This is a genomic window from Mesorhizobium sp. 131-2-1, from assembly GCF_016756535.1.
Lineage (GTDB): Bacteria > Pseudomonadota > Alphaproteobacteria > Rhizobiales > Rhizobiaceae > Mesorhizobium.
On record NZ_AP023247.1, the window covers coordinates 562,098 to 589,015 of the forward strand.

A 26,918-nucleotide genomic window follows, 5' to 3' on the forward strand; every position below is an offset into this window, starting at 1 on the left:
TCCCTTACTTCGCTCGATCTCAGGCTAGACCTCGACCGGATCGATGCCAAGGCGGGGTAACGGGCGTAACTGGAACAAGGATAGCGCGGCGCGTAGCAACGCTTATGTGGGCGACTTCACGGTCGCCACACTCTCCCTTTCCACCAGCGGGCATTCGAGCTTGGTGATGGGGTAGCGGCCGCGGCCGGGAGGCTGGGGCGCTTCCAGCTGCTCGATCGCCCATTGGCCCATCGCCATATGTGGCAGGATCGAGGTCGTCAGCGGTGGGAACAGGTGACGGGCGATCTCCTCGTCGTCGTAGCCGACCACGGAAATATCCGCGGGGATATGCAGGCCGGCCTCCTTCAGCGCCTCGTAGCAGCCGATCGCCGTGCGGTCGTTCTGGCAGAAGATGGCGGTCGGACGATCCTTCAACGCAAGCAGCTTGACGGTCGCGGCATAGCCAGCACTTGCCGACCAGTCGCCCTCGACCACCAATTCGGGCTCGAAGGGGATGTCGGCGGTGGCGAGCGCGCGGCGATAGCCCTTCAGCCTGTCCTGAGCCGCCTGCATCCAGGGCTCGCCGGTGATGGTGGCGATGCGGCGGTGGCCGTGGCTGATCAGATGCCGGGTCGCGCTCTGGCCGCCGGCGATCTCGGAGGGCACCACGGCGGGGAAGGCATAGTCCGACGTATAGCAGTTGAGCAGGATGACCGGGATGTCGAGGCTGTAGAGGAAATCGGGCGCCACGATCTCGCGGGTGAAGATTGTCATGTAGATCAGCGCCGAGATGCTGCGTCTGGTCAGCGCCTGGATGGCGCGCGGCTCCATGACGGCATCGCCCATCGTCTGCGCCACCAGCAGCACGTTGCCGGCATTCCACGAAGCCTGGCGCGCGCCCTCGATGGCGACCACCGCCTCCGGGCTGGTGGCGAGCTGGTCGACGGCGAAACCGATGACGCCGTCCAGTCCCTCGAAGGGCGTCACCGGCGGTCGCAAGGCGGAAAAGACCGGCGGCGAATAACCCAGCGCCCTGGCTGCCTCGATCACCCGGTCGCGGGTCTGCTGCGAGAGCCTGATGCCCGGCGAATTGTTGAGCACGAACGACACCGTCGCCTGCGAGCAGCCGGCGGCGCGCGCGATGTCGGTCATGGTGACGCGACCCTTGGGCTTGGCAGCCGGCTTGCGCCGCCTGGACGCCTCCGGGGGATCGCGCAATTCCGTCGGTTCGCTCATGATCGTTTCCCAAAACCCGGCGGTTGTTAAGCAAAGGCCGGCGGCGACGGCAACATCGTTTTCGTCTGGCGCACTTATCGAAAACGTAGATTGATTATAACTATTACCTCGCGCGACGCAATCCACGCTAACCGCACCGCATGCCGACAAAACGGCCGAACAAGGTCAGCAAAGCTGACGATTTACTGAAATTTCGTTACGAACGCGCGTTCTGCCGGCGACGCTCCCTTTCCTCCCTGGCGCACCCCGCTCCGACACTCTCCCCGCTACGGGCGCGCCCTTTCGTCTCCATAACTAATACTATTTACTAATATCTGTAAGCGTTCTACTGTCAACTCGTCGTGACCGGGCCCGAGCTACCGGCCGGTGGCGGCAAGGCGTGCGATGCGTCGCGCCATCGAGCCGGCAAGCTGCCGGAAGAAGGCCGCCGCACACTCACGAAAATGTCAGACAAATCGGACTATTTACGAACGACGAATGAGTGTCTAGTGTTTCGGTCGCGGCTGGATTGGCGCCATTGTTAGGTTGCCAGACCTAGGGCCAACCCTTGAGGAGAGGGGCGTCCGCGCCGCGCGCGACACATTCTCATCTGTGTTTCAAAAGGGAGGTTGAACATGAAATCTGTGATCCGTACCGCGTCCATCGCCGCCGCGGCCTTGGCGCTCGGCCTGTCGGCAAGCGCGATTGCGCGTGCCGACGACAAGCCGACGCTGGCCTTCGTCGTCAACGGCGCGTCCGACTTCTGGAAGGCGGCGGAAGCCGGCGTGAAGAAGGCGCAGGGCGAGTTGCCCGACTACAATCTGGAGCTGAAATATCCCGAGCAGTCGTCGGTCGCCATCCAGCAGCGGCTGATGGACGACCTGGTGACGGCCGGCGTCAAGGGCATCATGGTCTCCGCCGTCGACCCCAAGACCTCGACCGACGGGCTGAACAAGATCGCGTCCGAAACGGCGCTGTTCACCACCGACTCGGACGCCCCGCAGACCAAGCGCGTCGCCTATATCGGCTCGTCCAACGTCGATGCCGGCAAGCAGGCGGCCGAGATCGCCAAGAAGGCGATGCCGGACGGCGGCAAGTGCCTCGGCTTCGTCGGCCTGCTCGGCGCCGACAACGCCAAGGAACGCATCCAGGGCATGAAGGACGGGCTGGCCGGCACCAAGATCGAGCTGGTCGACGTGCGCGGCGACGACATCGACCAGGCGCGCGCCAAGAAGAACGTCGAGGACGCGCTGGTCGCCAGCCCCGACATCACTTGCATGGTCGGCTTCTATTCCTACAACACGCCGCGCATCTATGAGGCGCTGCGCGACGCCGGCAAGCTCGGCTCGATCACCGTCGTCGGCTTCGATGACGATCCGATCACGCTGGGCGGCGTCAAGGAAGGCACCGTGGCCGCCACTGTCGTGCAGCAGCCGTTCGAATGGGCCTATCAGGGCATGAAGCTGATGGCGGCCTATCTCAAGGGCGACAAGTCGGGCATCCCGGCCGACGGCCTGATCATCGTGCCGACCAAGATCATCGGCAAGGACGATGTCGACGCCTACGCTGCCAACCTCAAGGCGATGGCCGGCAAGTAAGACGACGCCGTTGCGCCGGCTCAAGGATCTGCCTTGAGCCGGCGATCATATTGACGGGCCCGCGAAGGCCCGTCAGTCTGAAGCCAAACGCCCACCGGCTGCTGTCAGGCGTGATGAATTATTCCGACGTATCCATCGCTCAATCCACGATTGCTCCGTTCCTGAGCCTGGACGGCGTGCGCAAGACCTATCCCGGCGTGGTGGCGCTGGACGGTTTTTCGATGGAGGTGCGGCCGGGCGAGGTGATCGGCCTGGTCGGCGAAAACGGCGCCGGCAAGTCGACGCTGATGAAGATCCTGGGCGGCGTGACGCGGCCGGACACCGGCACCATCACCGTAGACGGCGTCGCCCATGACGGGCTCACCGTCGAGGCCAGCATCGGCTCCGGCATCGCCTTCGTGCACCAGGAGCTCAACCTTTTCGAAAACCTCGACGTCGCCGCCAACATCTTCTTCGGCCGCGAGCCGCTGAAGGCTGGACCGCTGAAGCTCGTCGACCGCTCGAAGCTGCGCGAGATGGTGGCGCCGCTCCTGAAGCGCGTCGGCGCCAATTTCTCGGCCGACGCGCCGGTCGCCTCGCTGTCGCTCGCCCAGCAGCAGATGGTCGAGATCGCCAAGGCGCTGTCGATCAAGGCGCGGCTGGTGATCCTCGACGAGCCGACCTCCAGCCTGCCGCTCGCCGAGACCGAGAAGTTGCTCGACGTCATCAAGGCGCTGAAGGCGGAAGACATCAGCGTCATCTTCATCTCGCACCGGCTGCACGAGGTCGAGCGGGTCGCCGACCGTGTCGTCGTGCTGCGCGACGGCATGCTCGCCGGCACGCTGCCGAAAAACCAGATCAACCACGACCAGATGGTCAAGCTGATGATCGGCCGCATGCTGAAGGAACGCGAGCGGGTCTCGGACTCCGCGCATGCGCCGGGCGGCGTGGCACTCTCGGCCAGTGCGGTGCGCACCAGCGCCTATCCGGAGCGCCCCGTCGATCTGGACGTGCGTCACGGGGAAATCCTCGGCCTGGCCGGGCTGGTCGGCTCCGGCCGCACCGAACTGGCGCGCGTCCTGTTCGGCATCGACGAATGCTTCGGCGGCAGCGTCACGCTCGACGGCAAGACGCTGAAGCTCGGCTCGGCCGCCGACGCTGTCGCGAACGGCATCTTCCTGGTGCCGGAGGACCGCAAGCTGACCGGCATCCTGCTCGATCTCTCGATCGCCGAGAACATCTCGCTGCCCAATCTGCCGGCGCATGCCAAGCGCTCGCTGGTCTCGGCAAGCGCGGAAATCGCCACCGCCGAGAAGCAGAAGAGCAATCTCGGCATCAAGGCGCCGTCGGTCCTGACCCGCACCGGCACGCTGTCGGGCGGCAACCAGCAGAAGGTGGTGCTGGCCAAATGGCTGGCGATGAATCCCAAGGTGATGATCCTCGACGAGCCGACGCGCGGCATCGACATCGGCGCCAAGGCCGAGATCTACGGGCTGATGCGGGCGCTCGCCGATGCCGGCGTCGCGGTGCTGATGATCTCCAGCGACATGGAAGAGGTGATCGGGGTGTCGGACCGCATCGCCGTCATGCATGAGGGACAGATCTCCGGCATCCTCGGCAAGGACGATTTCAGCCAGGAAAACGTGCTTCTGCTGGCAGTGGGCAAGACGCCGAAATAGCTGGTCGCTGATATTGGGGAGAAGACGATGAGCAAGAAAGATCTCGGCCTGCTGGTCCTGATCCTGGTGGTGGGCACGGTGGTGGCGATCATCAATCCGCGCTTCCTCTTGCCGATCAACCTTGCCAACACGTCCAACCTGATCGGCCTGTTCGGCATCCTCTCGATCGGGCAGGCCTTCGTCATCATCACCGGCGGCATCGAGCTGTCGGTCGGCTCAGTGGTCGCGCTGCTCGGCACGCTGTTCATCGACTTCATCGCCGTGCGCGAGCTGGACTGGCCGCTGGCCTTCGTGCTGATCATCGCGCTCGGCGCCATCATTGGCCTGGTGCATGGCTGGCTGATCACACGGCTGAAGCTGCAGCCTTTCGTGGTGACGCTCTGCGGCCTCCTGATCTATCGCGGCGTGGCGCGCTTCTACACCGCCGACGGCACGGCGGGCTTCGCCTTCGGCCAGAATTTCCCGGACCTCGAATTCCTCACCGCCGGCCGCAGCTACGGCGTGCCGAACAGCTTCATCGCGCTGATCATCATCGCCATCGTCATGTGGGTGGTGCTGCACCGCTCGGTGTTCGGGCGCTACCTCTACGCCATCGGCAAGAACGAGGAGGCGGCGAAATATTCGGGCATCCGCACCGGCCGGGTGGTGATGGCGGCCTATGTCATCTGCGGCGTGCTGACGGCGCTGTCGGCGATCTACTTCGCCATGTACACGCGCTCGATCTCGCCGGCCAGCCACGGCCAGTTCTACGAACTCTACGCCATCGCCGCCGCCGTGCTCGGCGGCTTCTCGCTGCGCGGCGGCGAAGGCTCGCTGATCGGCGTCATCCTCGGCACGGTGCTGCTGCAGGAATTGCAGAACCTGGTCAACCTGCTCGGCATCCCCTCCTCGCTCAACTTCGCCGTGATGGGCGGGGTTATCCTGATCGGCGTGCTCGTCGACCAGCAATGGGGCGTGTTCCGGGCGCGGCGGCAGATGATCGACGCGACGCGCAGGAACGTCGCCGGCGCACCGGCGGAGTAGCCAGCGCTGCCTCTCCTTCTCCCCTTGTGGGAGAAGGTGGATCGGCGCGCAGCGCCGAGACGGTTGAGGGGTGCGCGACGGATAACCGGCGGTGCCAAGCTGGAGCACCCCTCATCCGACCTCGCTTCGCGAGGCCACCTTCTCCCACAAGGGGCCTGTTGCGTAGTTATCGGGGAGAGGCTTGCGGAGCGATTTCGCCGTTGGCTTTCGCTTTGCTTCTGGGATTGGGCTTCTGGTTGGGGGTTTAAGGGTGGTGGTCCGGCCCTTTGGCCGGTCGCTAGGCGCACCTATCCCGTGATGGCGGCCCATCGGCGCATGTTGAAGGCGATCGCTGCCATCGTCACCTGACCAGCAGCCTTGGCCAGTCCGACATAACGGATCGTGGTCAGCCTCATGCGGTTTTTGAGCGTGGCGAAGGTGGTCTCCACCGCCGCTCGCCGTCTGGCGATCAGACGATTGTAATGCTTGAGCCGCGCCGGCAGCGCATGATGCTTGTTGGGGCGGCGCGCAATGCGCACCTTCTTGCCCTCAGCCTTGAGCCGGGCACGGCGGGCATGGGTGTCATAGGCGGCATCCGCCCACACCGTCTTCTCGTCGCCGCAGATCAAGCGATCGGCCGGCACTGTGTCGTTGACGTTGGCCGGTGTAGTGATCACCGTGCGGATCAGGCCCGATCCCTCATCCACCCCGACATGAGCCTTGTAGCCGAAGGTGAGGCCGCCCTTGCCCTTGCGTGCGGTTATGCGAGCGTCTGCGTCCTTCGACGCCCGCTCCGGCGTCGGCGGCGCCGAGACGGCATCGATCAGCGTGGCATCCAGCATCGTGCCACGCTTCAGGATCACACCGGCTTTCTCCAGCTGTCGGTCCAGTTCGCCAAACAGCTTCTCCATCAACCCTTCGCCGACAAGCAGATTGCGAAAGCGTGACAGCACCGTGTGATCGGGGATGCTTTCCTCAAGACCAAGCCCGACAAAGCGGCGGAACGACAACCGGTCGCCCAGCGCTTCCTCCAGTTCGCGATCCGACAGCCCATAGAGCGATTGCAGCAGCAGCGCCTTGAACAGCACCAGCGGCGGCCAGGCCGCGCGTCCCGGCCCGCCATCGCGCAGCGCGACAAGCAGCTTCTCGAAGCGGTACCACTTCACCAGACCAGACAGCCGATCGAGTGGCGAAGAGCCACCTGGAAGCTTGCTGCCAAGAAACGCCTCCGCCAAGCTCAACTGACCTGTCTGCTTCACCGCCATTGCGACTCTCCACGGCTTCCGCCCTCAGAGAATCACAACCAGCCAATTACGCAACAGGCCCACAAGGGGAGAAGGTAAGAGCCTCAGATCATGCTCGACAGGTCGGAAAAGGCCATCGCCTTGCGCAGCACCTCGGCGAAGCGCTCGCCGGCGATGTCACGGGCGCCGCTGTTGTCGATCGAGGTGACGTCAGGTCCCGAAAGCGCGACGGCGGCGCTGCGCGCCAGGCGCGCCAGCACCTCGCCGCGCGATTCGCGGCCGCGCGCGGCCAGACGCTCGGCGAGGATTTCCGGCGTCGCGGTGATCTCGACCACCGCCAGGTTGGCGTAACGCTCACGCAGCGCCGGGATGACCGAGCGGGATACATTCGCCACGGCGACATGGCCGTTGGCGACGGCCCAGTCGACATCGGCGGGCAGGCCATAGCGCAGGCCATGGGCGTCCCAGCATAGCGCGAAGGCGCCGTCGGCCTCGGCCTCGGCGAAGGCGGCGTCGGCCAGCGTGTCGTGGTCCTCGCTCGCCGCATCACTCGGACGGGTGATGACGCGACGCACGAATTCCAGCCGCGTCTCGTCGGCGAAGCGGCTCTTGGCGTAGCCGATCACCGTGTCCTTGCCGGCGCCGCTCGGGCCGACCACGGCGACGAAGACGCCGTTGCGGATCGGGAACGTCTCGGCCGACAGTTCGCGTTCGAGCAAGGCCGATACCATCATGCGACCCGGAGCCCCTGGCGCCAGACGGTGCGGACGACCGGAACGTGGTCGTCGACGCGCACGCGCACCAGGTCGGCGCGCCGGCCCGGCTCGATGACGCCGCGATCGTCGAGGCCGACAGCCTCGGCCGGGTTTTTCGACACCATGGCGACCGCCTGCGGCAGCGAAATGCCCTCGACGACGTCGCCGAGGAAAAAGGCCGACTGGATCAGGCTGAAGGGAATGTAGTCGGACGACAAGATGTCGAGCAGCCCGTCGCCGGCCAGCGTGCGGGCCGAGACGTTGCCGGAATGCGAAGCGCCGCGCATGACATTGGGAGCGCCCATCAGCACGCCGAGACCCGCCGCTTTCGAAGCCCGGGCGGCCTCTTCCGTGGTCGGGAACTCGGCGACGCGCACGCCCTGCTCGATGGCTTCCTCGACATGGCCGGCGGTGGCGTCGTCATGGCTGGCCAGCACGATGCCGCGCTCGCGGCAGGCGGCGGAGATGAAGACCCGGTTCGGGCCGGAATTCACGGCCGATTCGGCCATGCGCTTTTCGCAGAACTTCTGGAAGTCGCGATCGGAGAGCTTCAGCTTGCGCTGGTAGTAGTAGGCATAGGTCTCGAGATTGACGAACTGGCGCTGGCCCGGCGCATGGTCCATCAGCGAGGCGAGCTTCACCCTCTCGTCGGTCTCGAAATTAGCGAAGGCCCTCAGGCAATCCGGCGCCGACACCTCGCAGCGCAGATGGATGAAGTGGTCGGCCCTCAGTCGCTCCTGCTCGACACTGTCCTCGATGGCGTCGGCCAGCTTGCGGATGTCGGCGGAGGTGAGGTCGGCGTCCTCGTCCATGCCGACGCGCAAGGCATCGAGCACGGTGGTGATGCCGGCGGTCGCCACCTGAGCATCATGGGCAAGCACTGCGGCGATCGGATTCCAGCGCACCTTCGGGCGCGGCGCGTAGTGGCCTTCGAGGTGGTCGGTGTGCAGCTCGACCAGACCGGGAATGATGTAGTCGCCCGCCATGTCCTCGCCGGTGCGGGCAACACCGGGATCGATGGCGGCGATCAGGCCGTCGCGCAGCACCAGCGAGCCCTCGACGATCTCGTCGGCAAGCACGATGCGGGCATTGGTGAGAACGGTCTCGGCGGTCATTTCAGGCAGTCCTTGATCTTAGGCAGTTTTGTCTCAAGCAGTTTTTCGGGCCGAGCGGCGCCCGAGCGCGTGATGGGACAGCACCATGAACGGGGCGCCAGGTTCGGTTTCGACGAAAAGCGTCAGCGCATCGACCGGCACCGGCCGCAGCAGCACCTCCGCGAACAGGCCCTCTATTGCTGCGCGCAGACGGGGGCTTTCCTGTGGCGCGGCGCGGCCGGACAGCGTCATGTGGAAGCGGAAGGTCTCGAAGACGTAGGGATAGCCCCATTGGCAGAGGTTGCGGAACTCGTCCGGCTTCAGTGAATCGGGGCTGCGGCGTTCGATCTCGGCCTCGGTCAGCGGCGCGCGAAAGCGGTCGAAGGCGAGCACGACGTCGCCGGCGAAGCGGTTGAGCGCCGGCACCGGCGCTTCCGGCACCAGGGCGAAGAAGCCGTCGATCTGGCCGACGACGAGGCGCGGGATGATGACCGGCTGGGTTGCTTCGGCAAAGCTGTCGAGCGCGGCGCGCAGTGAAGCTTCCGTCTCGTTCCCGGCCAGCAGGAAGGGTGCCTTCAGCGTCGCGTGGAAGCCATAGCGCCGCGCCGAGGCGGTGTGGAAGGCGACTTCCGCCGCCGACAGCTGACCCACGGCCTCGACCGGCCTTGTGGCGGCGCCGAACGGGTCGCGTCCCAGCCAGTTGGCGGCGATCCGCGCCAGCGGCTCGTCCTGCCTTGGGGTGAAGTAGATGGCGTAGCGCATAAGAAGTCCTCGTCAACTCCGCTGCCATAGGTGATTTCCATGACGGATTGACGAAGCTTATGAGGGTTTTCGATGGCAAATCGGCCCGGCAGGTCCTTAGCCGACGATTTTTCCGTGCTGGACCAACGGCTTCGACCGGCCTCGGCCGGTCATGCCTTCATCAACCATTCGTGCTCGGGCGCGTTGTGGAATTTCCAGGTGCGCTTCGGGCCGGCCATGACATTGAGATAGTAGAGATCGTAGCCATGGCAGGCGGCGCATGGGTGATAGCCCTTCGGCACCAGCACGACATCGCCATCCTCGATCGCCATTGCCTCGTCGAGATCGCGGGCGCCATTCTTGTCGGCGTCGGTATAGACGCGCTGGAAGGCGAAACCTTGCGGCGGGTTGAGGCGGTGGTAGTAGGTTTCCTCGAGATAGGACTCGGCCGGCAGATTGTCCTGGTCGTGCTTGTGCGGCGGATAGCTGGACGTGTGGCCGCCGGGCGTGATGACCTCGACCACCAGCAAAGAGTCGGCCGGCTTGCCTTCCGGCAGGATGTTGGTGACGTAGCGTGTGTTGGTGCCCTTGCCGCGCACTTCCTGGCCGAGGTCGGCCGGTCCGATGACGCGCACGGGCAAGCCACCGCCAAGGCCGGGCGCCGAGCAGACCGCCAGTTCCAGTCCGGTGTCGGCGGTGACCGACCAGTCGGACCCCTCGGGCACGTAGACCGACCAAGGCTTGCCCTCGAAGGGCGACATGCGCTCGCCGAGCAGGCCGAGATCCTTGCCGCCGGCCGACGCCTTGCCCTTGCCGGTGACGAAGACCAGGCAGACCTCTCGGTCGCCCGTCTCGCCGGACGCCGTCTCGCCGGGCTTGAGCCGATGAAGGTCGAAGCCGACATAGGTCCAGCCGGCGCTTTTGGGCGTGACATGGGCGACGCGGCCATGGCCCTTGTCGGCTTTGACGAGCAGTTTCGACATAACGGTCATTCCTTCGGTTCGGTGTCGGCCTTGCCCTCTTCGGCCGGCTTGTAGAGATAGAAGAACTGCCAGACGGCGTAGCCGGCAAAGCCGAGCGCGATGACGCCCCAGAAAGGCGTGCCCGAGGCGAACTCGATCACCGACCAGACCAGGCAGACGGCCACCACGGCGATGCGCCGCCAGAGAGGCCGGAAGAAGGGGTGCTCATAGTCTTTCATCGCGCCAATCCAGGCTTTATCCAAAGCGCATCAGATAGACCGTGCGCCGTGGCGAATCCACCGTTCAGGCCGGAAAACCTTGCGTCTCCACCGTGTAGCCGGCGGCGCTCATCACCCGCATCAGCTCCTTGTAGCCGACCTGCGCCATCTTGAGCGGCGGATTTGCTTTCGGGTCCTGCTCGGCCTCGACGACGAACCAGCCTTCATAGCCATAGTCGGCGAAGCGCTGCACGATGGCACCGAAATCTAGCGAGCCGTCGCCCGGCACGGTGAAAGCGCCAAGCGCCACGGCGTCGAGGAAGGACTGCTTTGTGCGATCGAGCCCGTCGATCACGCCCATGCGCACGTCCTTCACATGGACGTGGTTGATGCGCTTGTGGTGGTTGTCGATGGCTCGCAGCACGTCGCCGCCGGCAAAAGCGAGATGGCCGGCATCGAGCAGCAACGGAATGCCCTCGCCGGAATGGCGCATGAAGGCGTCGAGCTCCGGCTCGGTCTCGACGACCGCCGCCATGTGGTGGTGGTAGGAGAGCGGCATGCCCTGCTCGGCGCACCATTCGCCGAATTCGGTCAGGCGCCTGCCATAGGCCTTCATCTCGTCGCCCGACAGCTTCGGCTTGGTGGCGAGCGGCTTGGAGCGGTCGCCCTGGATGGAGCGGCCGACCTCGCCATAGACGATGCAGGGCGCGTTGACCGCCTTGAACAGGTCGATCATCGGCTGGATGCGGTCCTTGTTCCTGGCCATCTCCTCGTCGACCAGCGTGCCGGAGAACCAGCCGCCGCAGAGCGTGACATCGGCCTCTCTCAGGATCGGCAGCATCACCTTGGGATCGTTGGGGAAGCGGCGGCCCATCTCCATGCCGGTGAAGCCGGCCGAGCGCGACTGTCGCAGACACTCCTCCAGCGACACGTCATCGCTTAATTCCACGAGATCGTCGTTCCACCACGCGATGGGGGACATGCCCAGTTTGGCTTTCAAGTCGTCACTCCAATGTCAGTTCGTTGCGAGGTGGGCGCGGGCTCAGCCCTGCCGGCTGCCCACGGCTTCCTCATACTTCTTGCGCGCGGCATTGACCTGCGGCCGCGCCGAGACTTCGGGCACTGCGACATCCCACCAGTGACCGCCGGCATCGGTCGAGACCAGGGGGTCGGTGTCGATGACCAGCACGGTGGTCTTGCTGTTGCCTTTCGCCTTCTCGAGCGCCGTCTCCAGTCCGGCGATCGAATCCACCTTCTCGGATATGGCGCCGAGACTTGCCGCATGCGCGGCGAAGTCGATGTCGGGCATCACCTCGTGGCGCGAGTCCTTCAAGAGATTGTTGAAGTTGGCGCCGCCGGTCGCCATCTGCAGCCGGTTGATGCAGCCATAGCCGCGGTTGTCTAGCAGCACGATGGTGAGCTTGAGGCCGAGCATGACCGAGGTGGCGATCTCGGAATTGAGCATCAGATAGGAGCCGTCGCCGATCATGACGACGACCTCCTCGCCGGGCTTGGCCATCTTGACGCCGAGGCCACCGGCGATCTCGTAGCCCATGGTCGAGAAGCCGTATTCGGCGTGGTAGGAGCCGGGAGCGCCGGCCTGCCAGAGCTTGTGCAGTTCGCCGGGCAGGCCGCCTGCCGCATGCAGCAAGGTGACGCCCGAGCCCATCGCGCGCTGCACGGCGCCGATGACCTGCGCGTCCGACGGATAGGCGGCGTTGGTCGACGCCGTCACCTTGGCGGCGGCGGCCTGCCAGTCCGTCTTGCCCTTCAGCGCATTGTCGGTCCAGGCGGCCGGCGCCTTCCAGCCCTTCAGCGCGGCACCGAGTTCGGAGAGCCCTTCGGCTGCGTCGGCGACGAGCGGCAGCGCCCAGTGCTTGCCGGCATCGAAGACCTGCGTGTTCAGGCCGACGATGGTCTTGCCGGCATTCTTGAACAGCGCCCAGGAGCCGGTGGTGAAATCCTGCAGCCTGGTGCCGACGGCGAGCACCACATCGGCCTCTTCCGCCAGCTGGTTGGCGGCGGAGGTGCCGGTGACGCCGACAGCAGCCATGTTGAGCGGATGATCGTCCGGCAGCGAAGACTTGCCGCCTTGCGTCTCGCAGACCGGAATGCCGGCGCCCTGCACCAGCTTGGCCAGCTCGCTCGAAGCCTGCGAATAGAGGACGCCGCCGCCGGCGATCACCAGCGGCTTCTTGGCACCCTTCAGCGCCGCGACGGCGGCGGCCAGTTCGTTGCGGTCCGGGCGAACCCGGCGCGGCGTCCAGACGCGCTCGGCAAACAGGCTTTCCGGATAGTCATAGGCCTCGGCCTGGACATCCTGGCAGAGCGACAGCGTGACCGGGCCGCATTCGGCCGGGTCGGTCAGCACCTGCATGGCGCGGTTGAGTGCCGGGATGATCTGCTCCGGTCGGGTGATGCGGTCGAAATAGCGCGACACGGCGCGGAAGCAGTCGTTGACGGTGGCCGTGCCGTCGGAAAAGTCCTCGGCCTGCTGCAGCACCGGATCCGGCAAGCGGTTGGCGAAGACATCGCCCGGCAAGAACAGGACAGGCAACCGGTTTACATGCGCCAGGGCGGCCGCCGTCACCATGTTGAGCGCGCCGGGGCCGATCGACGAGGTGGCGGCCATGAAGCGGCGGCGGAAATTGGCCTTGGCATAGGCGATCGCGGCATGCGCCATCGCCTGCTCGTTGTGGGCGCGGAAGGTCGGCAGTTCGTCGCGCACCTGGTAGAGCGCCTCGCCGATGCCGGCGACGTTGCCATGGCCGAAGATCGCCCAGACGCCACCGAATATCGGCACTTTTTTGCCGTCGATCTCGGTCATCTGGCGCGACAGGAAGCGGGTCACAGCCTGCGCCATTGTCAGGCGGATTGTCTTGCTCATCTTGTTTCCTCCGCAGTCCTTGTGCCGCGTTTTCTTATGCTGCTTTACGGCCGCGCGCGGCAAGCCATGCCTCGGTCAGCTGCTCGAAACGGGACGCCATGTCGGCGACGGCCTCGTCATCCGACATCTTGCCGGCCAGCCATTGTTCGGCGGCGTTGATGAAGATGGTGCGACCGACGGCGAAGCCCTTGACGATAGGCGCGTTCGCCGTGGCGGCAAAGGCCACTTCAAGCTCGTCCTGGGGCGCTTCCAGCCCAAGCAGCACGACACCGCGGCACCATGGATCGTTCTTGACGATCACCGCCTCGATCTTTGCCCAGGCGCTTGCCGAAGCCTGCGGCTCGAGCTTCCACCAGTCGGGCTTGATGCCCAGCGCGTAGAGTTCCTCCAGCGCGCGCGGAATGGTGGTGTCGTCGAGCTTGCCATGCTTGCCGGCGATGATCTCGACCAGCAATTCGCGTCCGACCTTGCGGGCGGCTTCGAACAGGCTGCGCAGCTTCTGCTGCTGCTCGGTCTTGAGCTCGACCGGATCGTCTGGATGATAGAAGCACAGGCATTTGATACAATGCTCGACCGGCCAGTCGACAAGCTGCGAGCCAATGTCCTGGGAGAATTCGAAGCGCAGCGGCCGCGAGCCAGGCAATTCGACCGGACGGCCAAGCCAGGCGAACGGATGGCGGGCGAATTCGAACATGGCGTCGCGGCCGTATTTCTCATCGAGCAGCATGCCGTAGCCGTCGCGCCCGACGGCAACCCTGGCCGCCGCCTTGACGGTCAGCACCTTGAAATCCTCGATGCGGGCGGCGTCGGCGCCGGTCTTGGCGGCGACGTCCTCGAGCTGGACGCGGTGGTCGCAGGCCAGCGCCATCAGCGAGGGGATATCGCGCCGGCGCGTGGTCGCCCAATGGATGTGGTTGATCGCCTCGTCCTTGCGCAGCGCCAGGTGCTTGCTGCCGTGCTTGAGGAAGTACTGCAGCTCCTCGAAGGTCGGGTATTCCGGCGCGCAGAGCAGCCGCGACACGGCGAAGGCGCCGCAGGCGTTGGCCCAGGTCGCGGCGGTGGCATGGTCTTCGCCGCCGAGCCAGCCGCGCAGGAAGCCGGACATGAAAGCGTCGCCGGCGCCGAGCACGTTGTAGATCTCGATCGGAAAGCCCATGCCGACAATGCCGTCCTCGAGGTCGTCGCTGATCGGCCCGGCATAGACGATGCAGCCCTTGGCGCCGCGCTTGAGCACGATGGTGGCCGATGACAGCGCGCGGATCGTCTTCAAGGCGCTCAGGCAATCGTCGGCGCCGGAGGCGATCATGATCTCCTCCTCGGTGCCGACGATGAGGTCGCAATCAGGCAGCACCGTCTTCATCTGCGCCGAGACGCGGTCGGACTTGACATAGCGCTCGAAGCCCTCGGCATGGCCGGCAAGGCCCCAGAGGTTGGGGCGATAGTCGATATCGAACACCACCTTGCCGCCCCTGGCCTTCATGACGCGGATCGCCTTGCGCTGCGCGGCATCGGTATTGGGGCGGGAAAAATGCGTGCCGGTGACGACGACCGAGCGGGCAGAGGCAATAAACGCCTCGTCGATATCTTCCGGCGCCAGCGCCATGTCGGCGCAGTCGGAGCGGTAGAAGATCATCGGCGAGACGCCTTCGTCCTCGACCGACAGGAGCACCAGCGCGGTCAGCCGCTCTTTGTCGGTCTTGAGGCCATCGACGGAAACGCCCTCGCGCTTCAGCTGCTCGCGGATGAACCGGCCCATCTGCTCGTCGCCGACGCGGGTGAGCAGCGCTGAGCGCAGGCCGAGCCGCGCCGTGCCGACCGAGATATTGGCCGGGCAGCCGCCGACCGACTTGGCGAAGGAGGTGATGTCCTCCAGCCGCGAGCCGATCTGCTGGCCGTAAAGGTCGACCGAGGCGCGGCCGATGGTGATGACGTCGAGCGGTTTCGCGTCCACGGCTTCGCCCATTCGAACCTCCCATCGGCCTTATTATGTTGAGCAACCCCATTTTGGGGTACACGCGCGAGCGGCAGCGTGATGCCGGGATTATGAAATAATAATTCCAATCCATAGTCAATATGGAATGAGCATTCCCTGACTGAAAAGTGCCGACCAGCGGTCAAACACGGTGCGGCCTTTTTACTCGTCTTCGCGCCGCGCTCTTTATGGGTTCGGCAGCGTCTGCCAACGGATGATCCCGTAGCCTGGGCGCCGCCAGGCGTCCAGGTCGTTCATCAGGGATGGTGCGGGTTCAGTTCCTGGCGACGCCGGCGGCGGCCTGTTCGATGAGCTTGGCGACGGCGCCTGGATCGGAGACGTAGACTGCGTGGCTGCCGGGCACTTCGACCGTCGTGGCGCCAGCCCGGTTTGCCATCTGGCGCTGCGCCGGCGGCGGGATCATGTGATCGTCGGTGGCGACGAGATACCAGCTCGGCTTCACTCTCCACGCCGGCTTGGTGACCTTGCCTTCGAGCGCCGCCACACCCCAGGGAACCTGCGAGTCCGCCATGAAGGAGGCGAGTGACGGGCGGACATCGGCGGCGAAGGAGGCGGCGAACTTTTCCTTGTCGAGCATCAGGAAGCCGTCGACGGGCGGCAGGATCGGGGGCACAGGGGCGCCGGGAGGCGGGTTGGCGATCAGGGACGAAACCGACTCGCCGGTATCCGGCGCGAAGGCGGCGATATAGACGACGGCTGCGACCTTGGGATCGGTGCCGGATTCCGACACCACGACGCCGCCATAGGAATGACCGACCAGGATGACATTGCCCGGAGCGGCGGCGATGGCGCGCTTCGTCACCGCGACATCGTCGGCGAGCGAGGTGGTGGGGTTCTGGACGATGGTGACGTCATAGCCATCCTTCTTGAGCTGGTGATAGACCCCCTCCCAGCCTGAGCCATCGACGAAGCCGCCGTGAACGAGGACGACTGAATTTGCTGCGTTGTTCGACATTTGAGTTCTCCTTTTTCAAAAGCGTTGTTTGTGTTGATGCAGGAGGACTATGCGACGCAGCCGCCGCGCTCGCTTTGAGGCGACCTTCAGGACCTCTTGATTTTACCTTGAGATGGCTTTGATTTTGCGGCCACCACACGGCTACAGTGTCCAGAATCGCGAGTAGCCGCGTTACGGAGCAGCAATTTGCCGTATCTTTTCGAGGATTTCGCCCTGGACGGCGACCGGCGCGAACTGCGCCGCGGCAACGACCTGGTTCCCGTCGAGCCGCAGGTATTCGACTTGCTTCAATATCTGATCCGCAACCGCGAGCGGGTGGTCAGCAAGGACGATCTGGTCGATGCGGTCTGGCAGGGGCGCATCGTCTCGGACGCCACACTTGCCAGCCGCGTCAACGCCGCGCGCAGTGCGCTCCAGGACAATGGCGAGCAGCAGCGGCTCGTGCGCACCATCCTGCGCAGGGGCTTCCGGTTCGTCGGCACCGTGCGCGAGGAGGCCGGCGCCGAGGCCATCGCGCCGTTCGAGCAGCCGAAGTCGGGCCTGGGCATTCCCGCTCGCCCGTCCATCGCCGTGCTGCCCTTCGTGAACCTGAGCGGCGATGCGGATCAGGACTATTTTGCCGACGGCATGGTCGAGGACATTATCACTGGCCTGTCACGCATCCGCTGGCTGTTCGTGATCGCGCGGAACTCAAGCTTCACGTATAAAGGCCGCGCGGTGGATGTGAAGCAGGTCGGGCACGAGCTCGGCGTGCGTTATGTGCTGGAAGGCAGCGTGCGCAAGGTGGGAAGCCGCGTCCGCATCACCGGTCAGCTCATCGACGCTGAGGACGGCAGTCATCTGTGGGCCGAACGCTACGACCGCGACCTGACCGATGTGTTCGCGCTGCAGGATGAGATCACCGTCAGCGTGGTCGCGGCAATAGAGCCCAATCTGCGCCGTGCCGAGATCGAGCGCGTGCGGCGCAAGCGACCCGACAGTCTCGACGCCTACGATCTTTTTCTGCGCGCGCTGCCTGACGTCTACACCTTCATGCCGCAGGGCGCCGCCAAAGGCCTGCCGCTGCTCGACCAGGCGCTCGCCATCGAGCCGAACTATGCGCTTGCCCATGGCTTTGCCGCCTGGGCGCACCAGACCCTGTTCATCCGCGGCGGCATGCTGGCGGAGCACCGCGAGAAAGCGTCCCGCCATGCCCATGCGGCGATCGAGCACGGTTCGGGCGACGCCATGGCGCTGGCACTCGCCGGCTTCACCATCGGCCTGGTCGAGCATGACCGCAGACTCGCCGACGAAGCGTTTACGCAAGCGCTGGCGCTCAGCGCGTCCTGCGCCTTTGTCTATGCTTTCGGATGTGTGCCGGTGGCCTATGGCGGCGATGCGCCACGCGCCATCGACTGGGGCGAGCAGGCGTTGCGGCTCAATCCGCTGGACGCCATGAATTGCGTGCCGCAAGGTATCATCGGCTTCGGCAACTTTCTTATCGGCCGGCATGAGCAGGCAATCGCAGCCGGCGGGCGGGCGGTGGAACTGAACCCCGGCTTCAGCATCCTGCACGGATGGCTGGCCGCTCCCCTCGCCAGGCTTGGACGGCTTGAGGAGGCCAAGACGGCGGGAGCGCGGCTGATGGCGCTCGACCCGCATTTCAGCATTGGCCGCTGGTCGGCGGCCGTGGGAATTGCGCCTGATATCATCGATGACGTCACCGACGCCATGAGGATGGCTGGCCTGCCGCAATAGCCGCAAAGGCGCATGCCGGCTCACTGGTCGAACACTCCCCATGCAAAGGGAGCTTGCTACAGAGAAGTCCGCAAAGGGCCAGATCGCCTCATGCGACGCTCGCAGCCGAACGACCGCAAAGGGGTCGAATCGATCGTTCAGCGTGATTGGTTTTGACTCTAGCCCTTGCGCTTGCGGCCCGGGTCGCGCCGCTTCTCGCCGACGGCGACGGTCAGCGCCATGGCCAGCGCCATGGTGGCCGACAGCGAGCGGAAGCCGGCGAAATCGGCCTCGGCGACCTCGAACCAGACCTTGGCGAACTGGGCGAGCGGCGAGAACGAACTGTCGGTGATGGCGACGATCGGCACGCCCTGCTCGGAGATGGAACGCGTCTCCTCGATGGTCGCCGGCGCATAGGGAGAAAAGCTGATGGCGATGACGGCGTCCCTCGGCGTGGCAAAGCCGATCATCTCGGCATTGAGACCGGCGGCCGACTCGATCAGCTGGTTGCGGATCTTGAGCTTGCCCAGCGCGTAGGCGATGTAGGAGGCGACCGGATAGGAGCGGCGCTTGGCCAGCACATAGATGGTCTCGGCCTTCGCCAGCAGCGCGATCGCCTCCTCGAAATGCGGCTCGTTCAGCGTGCGCGAAATGTCGCTCAGCGAAGTGCTGGCGGCGGCGACGAAACCGTCGAAGATCGCCCGGTGGCCGGCGCCTTCCTCGGCCTTGGCGCGCAAGGCGGCCAGACGTTCGTCATAGGAGGAATTGCGCTCGCGCAGGCGTTCGCGAAACACAAGCTGCAGACTGGTGAAGCCGTCGAAGCCAAGCTGCTGGGCAAAGCGGATCAGGGTCGAGGGCTGGACTCCGGCGGAGGCGGCAATGCTGGCGGCGGTGCCGAAGGCGATGTCGTCGGGATTGTCGAGCGCATAGGCAGCGATCTGCGCGATGCGCTTGGGCAGGCTGTGGCGCCGCTCCAGGATCGTCGCGCGCAGGGTCTCGAAATCGCGGGGAACCCGTTCGTCCATCGTCGCTCCGCCCACGGCCATATTGATAGTTCCCTCTCCTGCCTCATCATAGCGACTTCACGCAAGAACACCATAAAAAATGATTTGGACGTTCCATTCCAAACAAAAATGGATTAATTCATCCACGCAAGTTCCTTTGACGCAATTCCGGATGGAAAACCGCTTCAGACTTTCCCGGGATTGCTCCAACGCGGAGACAATCGACATGGTCGGAGTGGGCCTCATCGGCACAGGTTTCATGGGTAAGTGCCACGCCATCGCCTGGAGCGCGGTCGGCACCGTGTTTCCCGACGTGGCCAAGCCGAAGCTGGTGCATCTGGGCGAAGTCAGTGACGAGCTCGCCAGACGCAAGGCGGGTGAATTCGGCTTCGCCAGGGGTTCCGGCGACTGGCGCGCCGTGGTCAACGATCCGGAGGTCGAAATCGTCTCGCTGACGACGCCCAACCAGTTCCATCCGGAAATGGCGATCGCCATCCTCGAAGCCGGCAAGCATCTATGGTGCGAGAAGCCGATGGCGCCGGGCTTCGCCGAGGCCGAAGCGATGGCGAAGGCGGCGAAGACATCCGGCAAGGTGGCGGCGCTCGGCTACAACTACATCCAGAACCCGGCCATCCGCCACATCGGCGCGCTGCTTGAGGAAAAGACCATCGGCGAGGTCAACCATCTGCGCATCGAGATGGACGAGGACTTCATGGCCGATCCGGAGGCGGCGTTCTTCTGGAAACACGAGGCGGCCTCCGGCTACGGCGCGCTCGACGATTTCGCCGTGCATCCGCTGTCGCTGATCAAGGTGCTGTTCGGCCGCGTCGGCCGCGTCATGTGCGACATGGCCAAGCCCTATGCCGACCGCAAGGTTGCATCCGGGGGGCGCCGCGCGGTCGAGACCTACGACATCGCCAGCGTGCTGATGCACCTCGAGAACGGCATCGCCGGCACGCTCTTGGTCAACCGTTCGGCCTGGGGCCGCAAGGGCCGCATCGCGATCCAGATTTTCGGCTCGAAGGGCTCCATCCTCTACGACCAGGAGCGGATGAACGAGTTCCAGCTTTACCTCACCGCCGACCGGCCGACCGAGCAGGGCTACCGCACGATCCTGGTAGCGCCGCATCACAAGCCCTACGATTCCTTCCTGCCGGCGCCCGGCCACGGCCTCGGCTTCAACGATCTCAAGATCATCGAATGCCGCGAATTGTCGATGCGGATCGCCGGCAAGCCGGCACGGATCATCGATTTCGACGAAGGGCTGGAGATCGAGCGCACCGTGCATGCGATGGCGCGCTCGTTCCAGGAGCAGCGCTGGGTGGACGTGCGGTAACAGCCGCCGCCCACCCGCTTTCGCGCCTTGTTTTGCCGCAGATTCTTGCTGGAAAACCGTGCGACACTTTTCCGGAATCTGCTTGGCGTCAAGCAGCGCCCTGGCGGCTGGCGAGCATTTCTCGCTTCACCGAGCGGCGCCATTCGACGGCGCCGGCAAGGCCGTGCAGCACCGTCTCGGTGGTCGCCCAGTCGATGCAGCCGTCAGTGATGCTCTGGCCATAGACCAGAGGCTTGCCGGGCACCACGTCCTGCCGGCCGGCGACGAGATTGCTCTCGATCATGACGCCGATGATGCGCTCGTCGCCAGCCGCGACCTGGCCAGCCACGTCGGCCGCGACCTTCGGCTGGTTCTCCGGCTTCTTGGCGCTGTTGGCGTGGCTGACGTCGATCATCAGCCGCGGGGCGACGCCGATGCGAGCGAGCTCCGTAGCTGCAGCATCAACGCTCGCCGCATCGAAGTTGGGCACAACGCCGCCACGCAGGATGACGTGGCAGTCCTCGTTGCCGGTGGTCGCGGCAATCGCGCTGCGGCCACCCTTGGTCACCGCCATGAAATGATGCGGCTGCGCGGCCGACTTCACCGCCTCGGCGGCGATCCTGAGATTGCCGTCGGTGCCGTTCTTGAAGCCGACCGGGCAGGACAGGCCCGACGCCAGCTCGCGATGGATCTGGCTCTCGGTGGTGCGCGCGCCGATGGCGCCCCAAGCGACGAGGTCGGCGATGTATTGCGGCGTCGTCATGTCGAGGAACTCGGTCGCCGCCGGCAGACCGAGATTGTTGACAGCCGACAAAACGTTGCGCGCCATGCGCAAGCCCTTGTCGATCTTGAAGCTGCCGTCGAGATCGGGATCGTTGATGAGCCCCTTCCAGCCGACCGTGGTGCGCGGCTTCTCGAAATAGACGCGCATGACGATCTCGAGCCGGTCGGCCAGGGCCTCACGCAGCGCCGCCAGACGGCTGGCGTAGTCCACGGCGGCGACCGGATCATGGATGGAACAAGGGCCGACGATGACAACAAGTCGATCGTCGGCCCCCGTCAGGATGGAATGGATGGCGTTGCGCGAGGCGGCGACGGTGCGCGTCGCGGTGAGTGATCGCGGGATCTCGCGCATCACCTCGTCCGGCGTGCTCAGGACTGTGAGTTCTCTGACCCGAAGGTCGTCTGTGGTGGTCAACACGGCTTTCTGCTCCTGGTTTAGGAGACCTGCCGGCTGAAAACAAAAAAGCCGCCAGGTCTGGCGGCTTGTCGGATTTTTGATCTGCAATCTTCAGATCGAGCGCAATCCTCCCGCCGCCAGCGAGCTGCTAAAGTACCAATACGTGGCGGACAAGTTGATCATGCGGCTCATATAGTCGATGCGGGGGCGTTTGTCACTACTCCGGGGCCGTCGTCTAAAAATTGAGGGCCGCTTCTCGCGACTTAGCCAAAACCCATGTACGCTGGGCGGCATGGATCCAGAACCTGAAGAACCGATCGATGTGCACGCCCTTCTGCGTGCGGCGGCGGAGGCCCGACTACGAACAGCGCGAGCGATGCTCCGGGCATACGAGGCCAACGCTTTCGGGACGCCCCCCACGCTCGAGGACCTTGCCTATTGGAAGCAAGAACTAGCCGATGTTCAGGTGGAGTTGGCGACGTTGCACGAAGCGCACCGCGCCTAGCGGTACGCATCACCCAGCGCCGTGTCGAACTCCCTGGAGTCTACTCGCCGATTACGCCGGCTATGTTCTGGTCGTAGTCGACCAGCGAGCCGGTCATGACGCCGGCCTGCGGGCTGACCATGTAGGTGATCAGCCGGGCAAGCTGGGCCGGCTTCACCAGTTGGCCCATGGGCTGCGAAGCTTCGGCCTTTGCCAGCCAGTCATCGGGCGCATCGTGCCATTTCTTCTGCACGATGTCCTCGCCTTCCGTATCCATCCAGCCAGGCAGCACGGCGTTGCAGCGGATGCGGTTCTTCCGGTAGGAGCTGGCGACATTCTTGGTCAGCGTCATCAGCGCGCCCTTGCTGGTCGAATAGGGCGTCAGGAACGACTGGCCGGCATGCGCCGACATCGACAACACGTTGACGATCGAGCCAGGCGCCTTGCGCGACAGCAGATGCGCGACCAGGCCCTGCATCAGGAAGAAGGGCCCGCGTACATTGGTGTCGAAGATCTGGTCGAAAAGCTCCTCCGAGGTCTCGACCAGCGAGCCGCGCGCCGAGGTGGCGGCGGCATTGACCAGCGCGTTCAGCGTGCCGAAATGCGCGATCGCCGTGTCGACGGCGCGCTTGCAGTCGGCGACCTTGGCGACATCGGCGCTGATGAAGATGGCGTCGACGCCGGCCTTCTTCAAAGCGGCAACCGCCTTGTCGCCCTTCTCCTGCGAACGCCCGATCAGCGCCAGCGCGCGGCAGCCCTCGTCGGCCAACGCCTCGGCGACGGCGAAGCCGATGCCCTGCGCGCCGCCGGTGACGATGGCGCGCGTTTCTGAATTGCGACCGGCCAAACCGCTCATCGCTGTGCTCCTGAAATCGAGTTCAAACGTTCAGTCGACGCGGACGGTCTTGCCCGTCTTGGCCGACTTCAGCGCCGCATCGGCCAGCTTCAGGGCCACAAGGCCGTCGGCTCCGCTTGGCGCCGCCTTCTTGCCCTTGGTTGCCGCGGCGATGAAGGCGGCGATCTCGTTGGAATAGGCGTCGAGGTAGCGAGTCATGAAGAAGTCATGCAGCGGCGGACGCGTATAGCCTTTCTCGTTGGCGAGCTCGATCGACACCGGCCGCTGGTTCTCGGCGGCGACCATGCCCTTGGAGCCATGCACCTCGATACGCTGGTCGTAACCATAGGTGGCGCGGCGCGAATTGGAGATGACGGCCTGCTTGCCCGACGCGGTCTCCAGGATGACGCTGACCGAGTCGAAATCGCCGGCCTCACCGATCTTCTTGTCGACCAGCACCGAGGCATGCGCGCTGACCGCCACCGGCTCCTCGCCGAGCAGGAAACGCGCCATGTCGAAATCGTGGATGGTCATGTCGCGGAAGATGCCGCCGGAGCGGGCGATGTAGTCGAGCGGCGGGGCGCCCGGATCGCGCGAGGTGATGGTGACCATCTCGACCGTGCCGATGGCGCCGTCGTCGATCGCCTTGCGCACGGCGGCGAAATGCGGGTCGAAACGGCGGTTGAAGCCGACCATCAGCGTCGCCTTGGCCTTCTCGACCACGGCCAGGCATTTCTCGACGCGCTTGACGTTCAAGTCGATCGGCTTCTCGCAGAAGATCGCCTTGCCGGCCTTGGCGAAACGCTCGATCAGGTCGGCGTGGGTGTCGGTCGGCGTGCAGATGATGACGGCGTCGATGTCCTTGGCCTTCTCGATGGCTTCGATGCTGCGCACTTCGGCGCCATAGGCCGAGGCCAAATCGCTCGCCGCCTTCTCGAAGGCGTCCGCCACGGCAACCAGTTTTGCATCGGGATTGGAGCCGACGGCGCGAGCATGGACCTTGCCGATGCGGCCGGCGCCGAGAAGAGCGAAGCGGATAGTCATGAATTGTCCTTTGAGGGTGGTTCTAAAACATGTCCGCGCCTGTCTGGCGCGGACGATTTGGTTTATCCCGTCGTGACGCCCGTCAGGCGGCCTGGAGTTCCGCCTGCCCGGTCTTGGCGCCGGTGATGTAGGCGACGATGTCGTTGCCGTCGGTGTCCTGCTTGCGCAGATTGGCGACGATCTTGCCGCGCCGGAAGACGACGATGCGGTCGACCAGGTCGAACACCTGGCGCATGTTGTGGCTGATCAGGATCAGCGGTTCGCCATTTGCCTTCAGCGTGCGGATGATGTTTTCGACCTGCGCCGTCTCCTGCACGCCAAGGGCCGCCGTCGGCTCATCCATGATGATCAGCTTGGAGGCGAAGGTCGCGGTGCGGGCGATCGCCACGCACTGGCGCTGGCCGCCCGACATGTGGCGGATGGTGCTGGAGAGGTTTGGGATCTTCACCGCGGTGCGGACCAGTGCCGCCTCGGTCGCCTTGCGCATGTACTTGCGATCGAGGATCGAGAACGGCCCGAGATTGAACAGCACCTTCTCGCGGCCGAGGAACAGGTTGGACGGCACGTCGAGATCGTCGGCGAGCGCAAGGTTCTGGAACACGGTCTCGATGCCCGCCTCGCGCGCTTCGATCGGTCCGGCGAAGTTCACTTCCTTGCCGTCGAACCAGACCTTGCCGTCGGTGCGCTGCTCGACGCCGGTGATCTGGCGCACGAAGGTCGACTTGCCGGCGCCGTTGTCGCCCATGATGGCGACATGCTCGCCCTTGCGCAGTTCGAAGTTCGCGCCTTCGAGAGCATGCACGCCGCCATAGCGCTTGGTCAGGTTTTCGGTTTTGAGAACGATGTCCGACATGGTCAAGCTCCTATCGCGCGGCGACGCTGGCGCCATTGATCGAGAACCACCGCGCCGACGATGATCACGCCCTTGACCATCTCCTGGTAGTAGGCGTCGAGGCGCAGGAAGGTGAAGCCGGAGATGATGACGCCGAAGATCAGCGAGCCGATGACGGTGCCGATGATCGAGCCGCGGCCGCCAGACAGCGAGACGCCGCCGATGACCGCCATGGCGATGGCGTCGAGTTCGTACATCACGCCCATGCCGGACTGGGCGGTGAGGTTCTTTGAGCACAACACCACGGCGGCGAGCGCGGCCAGGATGCTGGCGATGGCATAGACCAGCACCTTGTGGTTGGCGATCTTGATGCCGGACATGCGCGCGGCGTCCTCATTGGAGCCGATGGCATAACAGTGCTTGCCGTATTTGGTGTAGGTCAGGATCAGCTGGAACAGTATCGCCAGCGAGATGAAGATGACGACCGGCATCAGGCCCTTGCCGATGGCTGCGAAACCGTCGGTGGGAAACGAGATCGGCTGGCCCTTCGACCACCATTTGGCGATACCGCGCGCGGTGACCATCATGCCGAGCGTGGCGATGAAGGGCGGAATGCGCGTGTAGGCGATCAGCGCGCCATTGACCAGGCCGGCCAGCAGGCCGCAACCGATCGCGACAAGAACCGGAACGATCACCGGCAGGTCGGTCCAGCCGACGAACATCGCCTTGGGGTTCGGGTTGCCATTGACCGTCGACACCTGGGCGAAGCTCATGGCAATCATCGCGGTGGCGCCGACGACCGAACCGGACGACAGGTCGATGCCGCCGCAGATGATCACCTGGGTCACGCCGATGGCGATGATGCCGACGATCGACACCTGCAGGATGATGATTTCGAGGCGCTGCTGGTTGAAGATCGCATCGACATTGTCACGGGTGTTGAACAGGAAACTGTCGCCGAGAAAGACCCGGCCGATCAGCTCGAAAGCGCCGACGAGGATGATGAGCGCCAGGAAAACGTTGAATTCGGCAGGCCATGCACGTTTCTTCGCATCGTAGGTGAGACCGCCGACGCCATGGGATGTCTGTGCCACGTCTTTTCCTCCATCGGCCGCATGCGTCCTCCCGCCCGTACGGGCGGGAGGAAAGAAGGAGCGGCGCTGCTGTTCCGATTGAAGCGCCGCTCCGTTTGACGGCCTCAGTTCTTCTTCAGGAACTTGTCGATGTTCGCCGGCGTAACGAGCTGGAACGGCACATAGACCTTGTGCTCGACCTTCTCGCCCTTGGCGAGCTTCAGCGCCGCATCGAGCGCGCCGGCGCCCTGGCCGGCCGCGTCCTGGAAGACCGTCACGTCGAGATCGCCGGCCTGCATCGCGGCCAGCGCGTCCTGGGTGGCGTCGACGCCGCCGACGACCACCGTCTTCATGTCGATGTTGGCCGCCTTCATCGCCTGGATGGCGCCGATGGCGCTTTCGTCGTTGTTGGCGATGACGCCGTCAAACGGCTTGCCGGTCGACAGCCAGTTGGTCATCAGGTTCTGCGCCTGGTCACGGTCCCAGTTCGAGGTCTGCTTGTCGATGATCTTGATGAAGCTGCAGTCCGGCGTGGCGATCACTTCCTCGATGTCCTTGGTGCGCTGCACCGCGGCCTGGTTGGAAAGCTCGCCCATGATCACATAGACGTTGGCTTCCTTCTTGCCGGCTTCCTTGAACAGGCGGCAGGCTTCCTTGGTTTCCAGCGTGCCGGAATCGGCTTCGTTCGAGGCGACGAAGGCCTGGTTTTCGGGCAGCGAGTCGACGTTGACCGGTTCGCGGTTGACGTAGACGAGCGGGATCTTGGCCGCGGCGGCGGCATCCGACATCGCCTGGGTGGCCGAAGTGTCAACCGGGTTGACGATGATGGCGTCGACGCCCGAGGCGGCGAAGTTCTTGATCTGGTCAAGCTGCTTGGCGACATCGTTCTGCGCGTCCTCGACCTGCAGCTCGACGCCGTCCATGCCCTTGGCCTGCTCGATCATGCCGTTGCGCAGCACAGTGAGGAAGTTGTCGTCGAACTTGGCCATCGACACGCCAACCTTGGCGGCAAAGGCGGACGAACACATAAGCGCCGACAGCGCGACGCCCAAAAGCAGTTTCTTCATTGTATTTCTCCTCCACATTGGTGTCCGGCAGCACCGATCTTGCCCGGAATCCCCGATCTCCCGAGGA

The 26,918-nt window shown here is 64.8% G+C and carries 23 protein-coding genes; 5 read left to right on the forward strand and 18 right to left on the reverse strand.

Features of this window, described 5'->3' with window-relative positions; genetic code table 11:
• Positions 1 to 102: 102 nt before the first annotated feature.
• Entirely contained in the window at positions 103 to 1,215 is a 1,113-nt protein-coding gene (locus JG743_RS02615; RefSeq protein ID WP_202297937.1) for a LacI family DNA-binding transcriptional regulator, read from the reverse strand.
• Positions 1,216 to 1,829: 614 nt separating this feature from the next.
• On the opposite strand from JG743_RS02615, the gene JG743_RS02620 reads away from it, so the two are divergent.
• From JG743_RS02620 to JG743_RS02630, 3 genes are all read left to right on the forward strand, one after another.
• Complete coding sequence (locus JG743_RS02620; protein WP_202297939.1) at positions 1,830 to 2,792, forward strand: sugar-binding protein; 963 nt, start codon at positions 1,830 to 1,832, stop codon at positions 2,790 to 2,792.
• A 113-nt stretch (positions 2,793 to 2,905) separates the two neighbouring features.
• Entirely contained in the window at positions 2,906 to 4,450 is a 1,545-nt protein-coding gene (locus JG743_RS02625) for a sugar ABC transporter ATP-binding protein (protein WP_202297941.1), read from the forward strand.
• A gap of 27 nt (positions 4,451 to 4,477) precedes the next feature.
• Entirely contained in the window at positions 4,478 to 5,473 is a 996-nt protein-coding gene (locus tag JG743_RS02630; RefSeq protein WP_202297943.1) for an ABC transporter permease, read from the forward strand.
• Positions 5,474 to 5,760: 287 nt separating this feature from the next.
• On the opposite strand, the gene JG743_RS02635 is transcribed toward JG743_RS02630, so the two are convergent.
• From JG743_RS02635 to JG743_RS02680, 10 genes are all read right to left on the reverse strand, one after another.
• Entirely contained in the window at positions 5,761 to 6,717 is a 957-nt protein-coding gene (locus tag JG743_RS02635) for an IS5 family transposase (RefSeq protein ID WP_202297945.1), read from the reverse strand.
• 83 nt (positions 6,718 to 6,800) lie between these two features.
• A complete protein-coding gene (gene phnN, locus JG743_RS02640; RefSeq protein WP_202297968.1) occupies positions 6,801 to 7,430 on the reverse strand; it encodes a phosphonate metabolism protein/1,5-bisphosphokinase (PRPP-forming) PhnN in 630 nt (209 codons plus the stop codon).
• Positions 7,427 to 8,566: an alpha-D-ribose 1-methylphosphonate 5-triphosphate diphosphatase gene (locus JG743_RS02645; protein ID WP_202297970.1), complete on the reverse strand. Its 1,140-nt coding sequence runs from the start codon at positions 8,564 to 8,566 to the stop codon at positions 7,427 to 7,429. Before JG743_RS02645 ends, phnN begins: the two co-directional genes overlap by 4 nt.
• Before the next feature lie 33 nt (positions 8,567 to 8,599).
• Positions 8,600 to 9,307 (reverse strand): DUF1045 domain-containing protein, encoded by a 708-nt coding sequence (locus tag JG743_RS02650; RefSeq protein WP_202297972.1) that lies wholly within the window; start codon positions 9,305 to 9,307, stop codon positions 8,600 to 8,602.
• Between the two features lie 149 nt (positions 9,308 to 9,456).
• Positions 9,457 to 10,269, reverse strand: a complete 813-nt coding sequence (gene iolB, locus JG743_RS02655) for a 5-deoxy-glucuronate isomerase (RefSeq protein WP_202297981.1) — start codon at positions 10,267 to 10,269, stop codon at positions 9,457 to 9,459.
• A gap of 5 nt (positions 10,270 to 10,274) precedes the next feature.
• The gene (locus JG743_RS02660) at positions 10,275 to 10,487 is read right to left on the reverse strand and encodes a DUF3329 domain-containing protein (protein WP_202297983.1); all 213 of its coding nucleotides are present in this window, start codon (positions 10,485 to 10,487) and stop codon (positions 10,275 to 10,277) included.
• Positions 10,488 to 10,551: 64 nt separating this feature from the next.
• A complete protein-coding gene (gene iolE, locus JG743_RS02665) occupies positions 10,552 to 11,466 on the reverse strand; it encodes a myo-inosose-2 dehydratase (protein WP_202297985.1) in 915 nt (304 codons plus the stop codon).
• 42 nt (positions 11,467 to 11,508) lie between these two features.
• Positions 11,509 to 13,353, reverse strand: coding sequence for a 3D-(3,5/4)-trihydroxycyclohexane-1,2-dione acylhydrolase (decyclizing) (gene iolD, locus JG743_RS02670; RefSeq protein ID WP_202297987.1), 1,845 nt, complete (start codon positions 13,351 to 13,353; stop codon positions 11,509 to 11,511).
• 34 nt (positions 13,354 to 13,387) lie between these two features.
• Positions 13,388 to 15,316: a bifunctional 5-dehydro-2-deoxygluconokinase/5-dehydro-2-deoxyphosphogluconate aldolase gene (locus JG743_RS02675; RefSeq protein WP_202297989.1), complete on the reverse strand. Its 1,929-nt coding sequence runs from the start codon at positions 15,314 to 15,316 to the stop codon at positions 13,388 to 13,390.
• Positions 15,317 to 15,599: 283 nt separating this feature from the next.
• Positions 15,600 to 16,301, reverse strand: coding sequence for an alpha/beta hydrolase (locus tag JG743_RS02680; protein ID WP_202297991.1), 702 nt, complete (start codon positions 16,299 to 16,301; stop codon positions 15,600 to 15,602).
• A gap of 186 nt (positions 16,302 to 16,487) precedes the next feature.
• On the opposite strand from JG743_RS02680, the gene JG743_RS02685 reads away from it, so the two are divergent.
• A complete protein-coding gene (locus tag JG743_RS02685) occupies positions 16,488 to 18,038 on the forward strand; it encodes a winged helix-turn-helix domain-containing tetratricopeptide repeat protein (protein WP_202297993.1) in 1,551 nt (516 codons plus the stop codon).
• A gap of 158 nt (positions 18,039 to 18,196) precedes the next feature.
• Here JG743_RS02685 and JG743_RS02690 read toward each other — a convergent pair whose 3' ends face one another.
• The gene (locus JG743_RS02690; protein WP_202297995.1) at positions 18,197 to 19,042 is read right to left on the reverse strand and encodes a MurR/RpiR family transcriptional regulator; all 846 of its coding nucleotides are present in this window, start codon (positions 19,040 to 19,042) and stop codon (positions 18,197 to 18,199) included.
• 205 nt (positions 19,043 to 19,247) lie between these two features.
• Between JG743_RS02690 and JG743_RS02695 the strand changes: the two genes are divergently transcribed.
• Positions 19,248 to 20,357, forward strand: a complete 1,110-nt coding sequence (locus JG743_RS02695) for a Gfo/Idh/MocA family protein (protein ID WP_202297997.1) — start codon at positions 19,248 to 19,250, stop codon at positions 20,355 to 20,357.
• A gap of 88 nt (positions 20,358 to 20,445) precedes the next feature.
• Here the strand turns inward: JG743_RS02695 and JG743_RS02700 are convergent, their stop codons facing one another.
• The 6 genes from JG743_RS02700 to JG743_RS02725 form a co-directional block, all read right to left on the reverse strand.
• A complete protein-coding gene (locus tag JG743_RS02700; protein ID WP_202297999.1) occupies positions 20,446 to 21,537 on the reverse strand; it encodes a 3-deoxy-7-phosphoheptulonate synthase in 1,092 nt (363 codons plus the stop codon).
• Positions 21,538 to 22,061: 524 nt separating this feature from the next.
• Positions 22,062 to 22,856, reverse strand: coding sequence for an SDR family oxidoreductase (locus JG743_RS02705; protein ID WP_202298001.1), 795 nt, complete (start codon positions 22,854 to 22,856; stop codon positions 22,062 to 22,064).
• 30 nt (positions 22,857 to 22,886) lie between these two features.
• Positions 22,887 to 23,879 carry an inositol 2-dehydrogenase gene (gene iolG, locus JG743_RS02710; RefSeq protein WP_202298003.1) on the reverse strand — a complete coding sequence of 331 codons (993 nt, stop codon included), beginning with the start codon at positions 23,877 to 23,879 and terminating at the stop codon, positions 22,887 to 22,889.
• Positions 23,880 to 23,961: 82 nt separating this feature from the next.
• Positions 23,962 to 24,732 carry an ATP-binding cassette domain-containing protein gene (locus JG743_RS02715; RefSeq protein WP_202298005.1) on the reverse strand — a complete coding sequence of 257 codons (771 nt, stop codon included), beginning with the start codon at positions 24,730 to 24,732 and terminating at the stop codon, positions 23,962 to 23,964.
• Between the two features lie 2 nt (positions 24,733 to 24,734).
• Positions 24,735 to 25,805 (reverse strand): ABC transporter permease, encoded by a 1,071-nt coding sequence (locus tag JG743_RS02720; RefSeq protein ID WP_202298007.1) that lies wholly within the window; start codon positions 25,803 to 25,805, stop codon positions 24,735 to 24,737.
• A 104-nt stretch (positions 25,806 to 25,909) separates the two neighbouring features.
• Complete coding sequence (locus JG743_RS02725) at positions 25,910 to 26,851, reverse strand: sugar ABC transporter substrate-binding protein (protein ID WP_202298009.1); 942 nt, start codon at positions 26,849 to 26,851, stop codon at positions 25,910 to 25,912.
• Between the last annotated feature and the right edge of the window lie 67 nt (positions 26,852 to 26,918).

Excerpts from the sequence above, each read along its gene's own strand:
- JG743_RS02635 (WP_202297945.1), bottom strand. The coding sequence starts at position 6,717 with ATGGCGGTGAAGCAGACAGGTCAGTTGAGCTTGGCGGAGGCGTTTCTT.
- JG743_RS02690 (WP_202297995.1), bottom strand. The coding sequence starts at position 19,042 with ATGGACGAACGGGTTCCCCGCGATTTCGAGACCCTGCGCGCGACGATC.
- JG743_RS02705 (WP_202298001.1), bottom strand. The coding sequence starts at position 22,856 with ATGAGCGGTTTGGCCGGTCGCAATTCAGAAACGCGCGCCATCGTCACC.
- iolG (WP_202298003.1), bottom strand. The coding sequence starts at position 23,879 with ATGACTATCCGCTTCGCTCTTCTCGGCGCCGGCCGCATCGGCAAGGTC.
- JG743_RS02650 (WP_202297972.1), bottom strand. The coding sequence starts at position 9,307 with ATGCGCTACGCCATCTACTTCACCCCAAGGCAGGACGAGCCGCTGGCG.
- JG743_RS02630 (WP_202297943.1), top strand. The coding sequence starts at position 4,478 with ATGAGCAAGAAAGATCTCGGCCTGCTGGTCCTGATCCTGGTGGTGGGC.
- JG743_RS02680 (WP_202297991.1), bottom strand. The coding sequence starts at position 16,301 with ATGTCGAACAACGCAGCAAATTCAGTCGTCCTCGTTCACGGCGGCTTC.
- JG743_RS02625 (WP_202297941.1), top strand. The coding sequence starts at position 2,906 with ATGAATTATTCCGACGTATCCATCGCTCAATCCACGATTGCTCCGTTC.
- JG743_RS02660 (WP_202297983.1), bottom strand. The coding sequence starts at position 10,487 with ATGAAAGACTATGAGCACCCCTTCTTCCGGCCTCTCTGGCGGCGCATC.
- JG743_RS02675 (WP_202297989.1), bottom strand. The coding sequence starts at position 15,316 with ATGGGCGAAGCCGTGGACGCGAAACCGCTCGACGTCATCACCATCGGC.
- JG743_RS02620 (WP_202297939.1), top strand. The coding sequence starts at position 1,830 with ATGAAATCTGTGATCCGTACCGCGTCCATCGCCGCCGCGGCCTTGGCG.
- phnN (WP_202297968.1), bottom strand. The coding sequence starts at position 7,430 with ATGATGGTATCGGCCTTGCTCGAACGCGAACTGTCGGCCGAGACGTTC.
- JG743_RS02695 (WP_202297997.1), top strand. The coding sequence starts at position 19,248 with ATGGTCGGAGTGGGCCTCATCGGCACAGGTTTCATGGGTAAGTGCCAC.
- JG743_RS02715 (WP_202298005.1), bottom strand. The coding sequence starts at position 24,732 with ATGTCGGACATCGTTCTCAAAACCGAAAACCTGACCAAGCGCTATGGC.
- JG743_RS02615 (WP_202297937.1), bottom strand. The coding sequence starts at position 1,215 with ATGAGCGAACCGACGGAATTGCGCGATCCCCCGGAGGCGTCCAGGCGG.
- JG743_RS02645 (WP_202297970.1), bottom strand. The coding sequence starts at position 8,566 with ATGACCGCCGAGACCGTTCTCACCAATGCCCGCATCGTGCTTGCCGAC.
- iolB (WP_202297981.1), bottom strand. The coding sequence starts at position 10,269 with ATGTCGAAACTGCTCGTCAAAGCCGACAAGGGCCATGGCCGCGTCGCC.
- iolD (WP_202297987.1), bottom strand. The coding sequence starts at position 13,353 with ATGAGCAAGACAATCCGCCTGACAATGGCGCAGGCTGTGACCCGCTTC.
- JG743_RS02725 (WP_202298009.1), bottom strand. The coding sequence starts at position 26,851 with ATGAAGAAACTGCTTTTGGGCGTCGCGCTGTCGGCGCTTATGTGTTCG.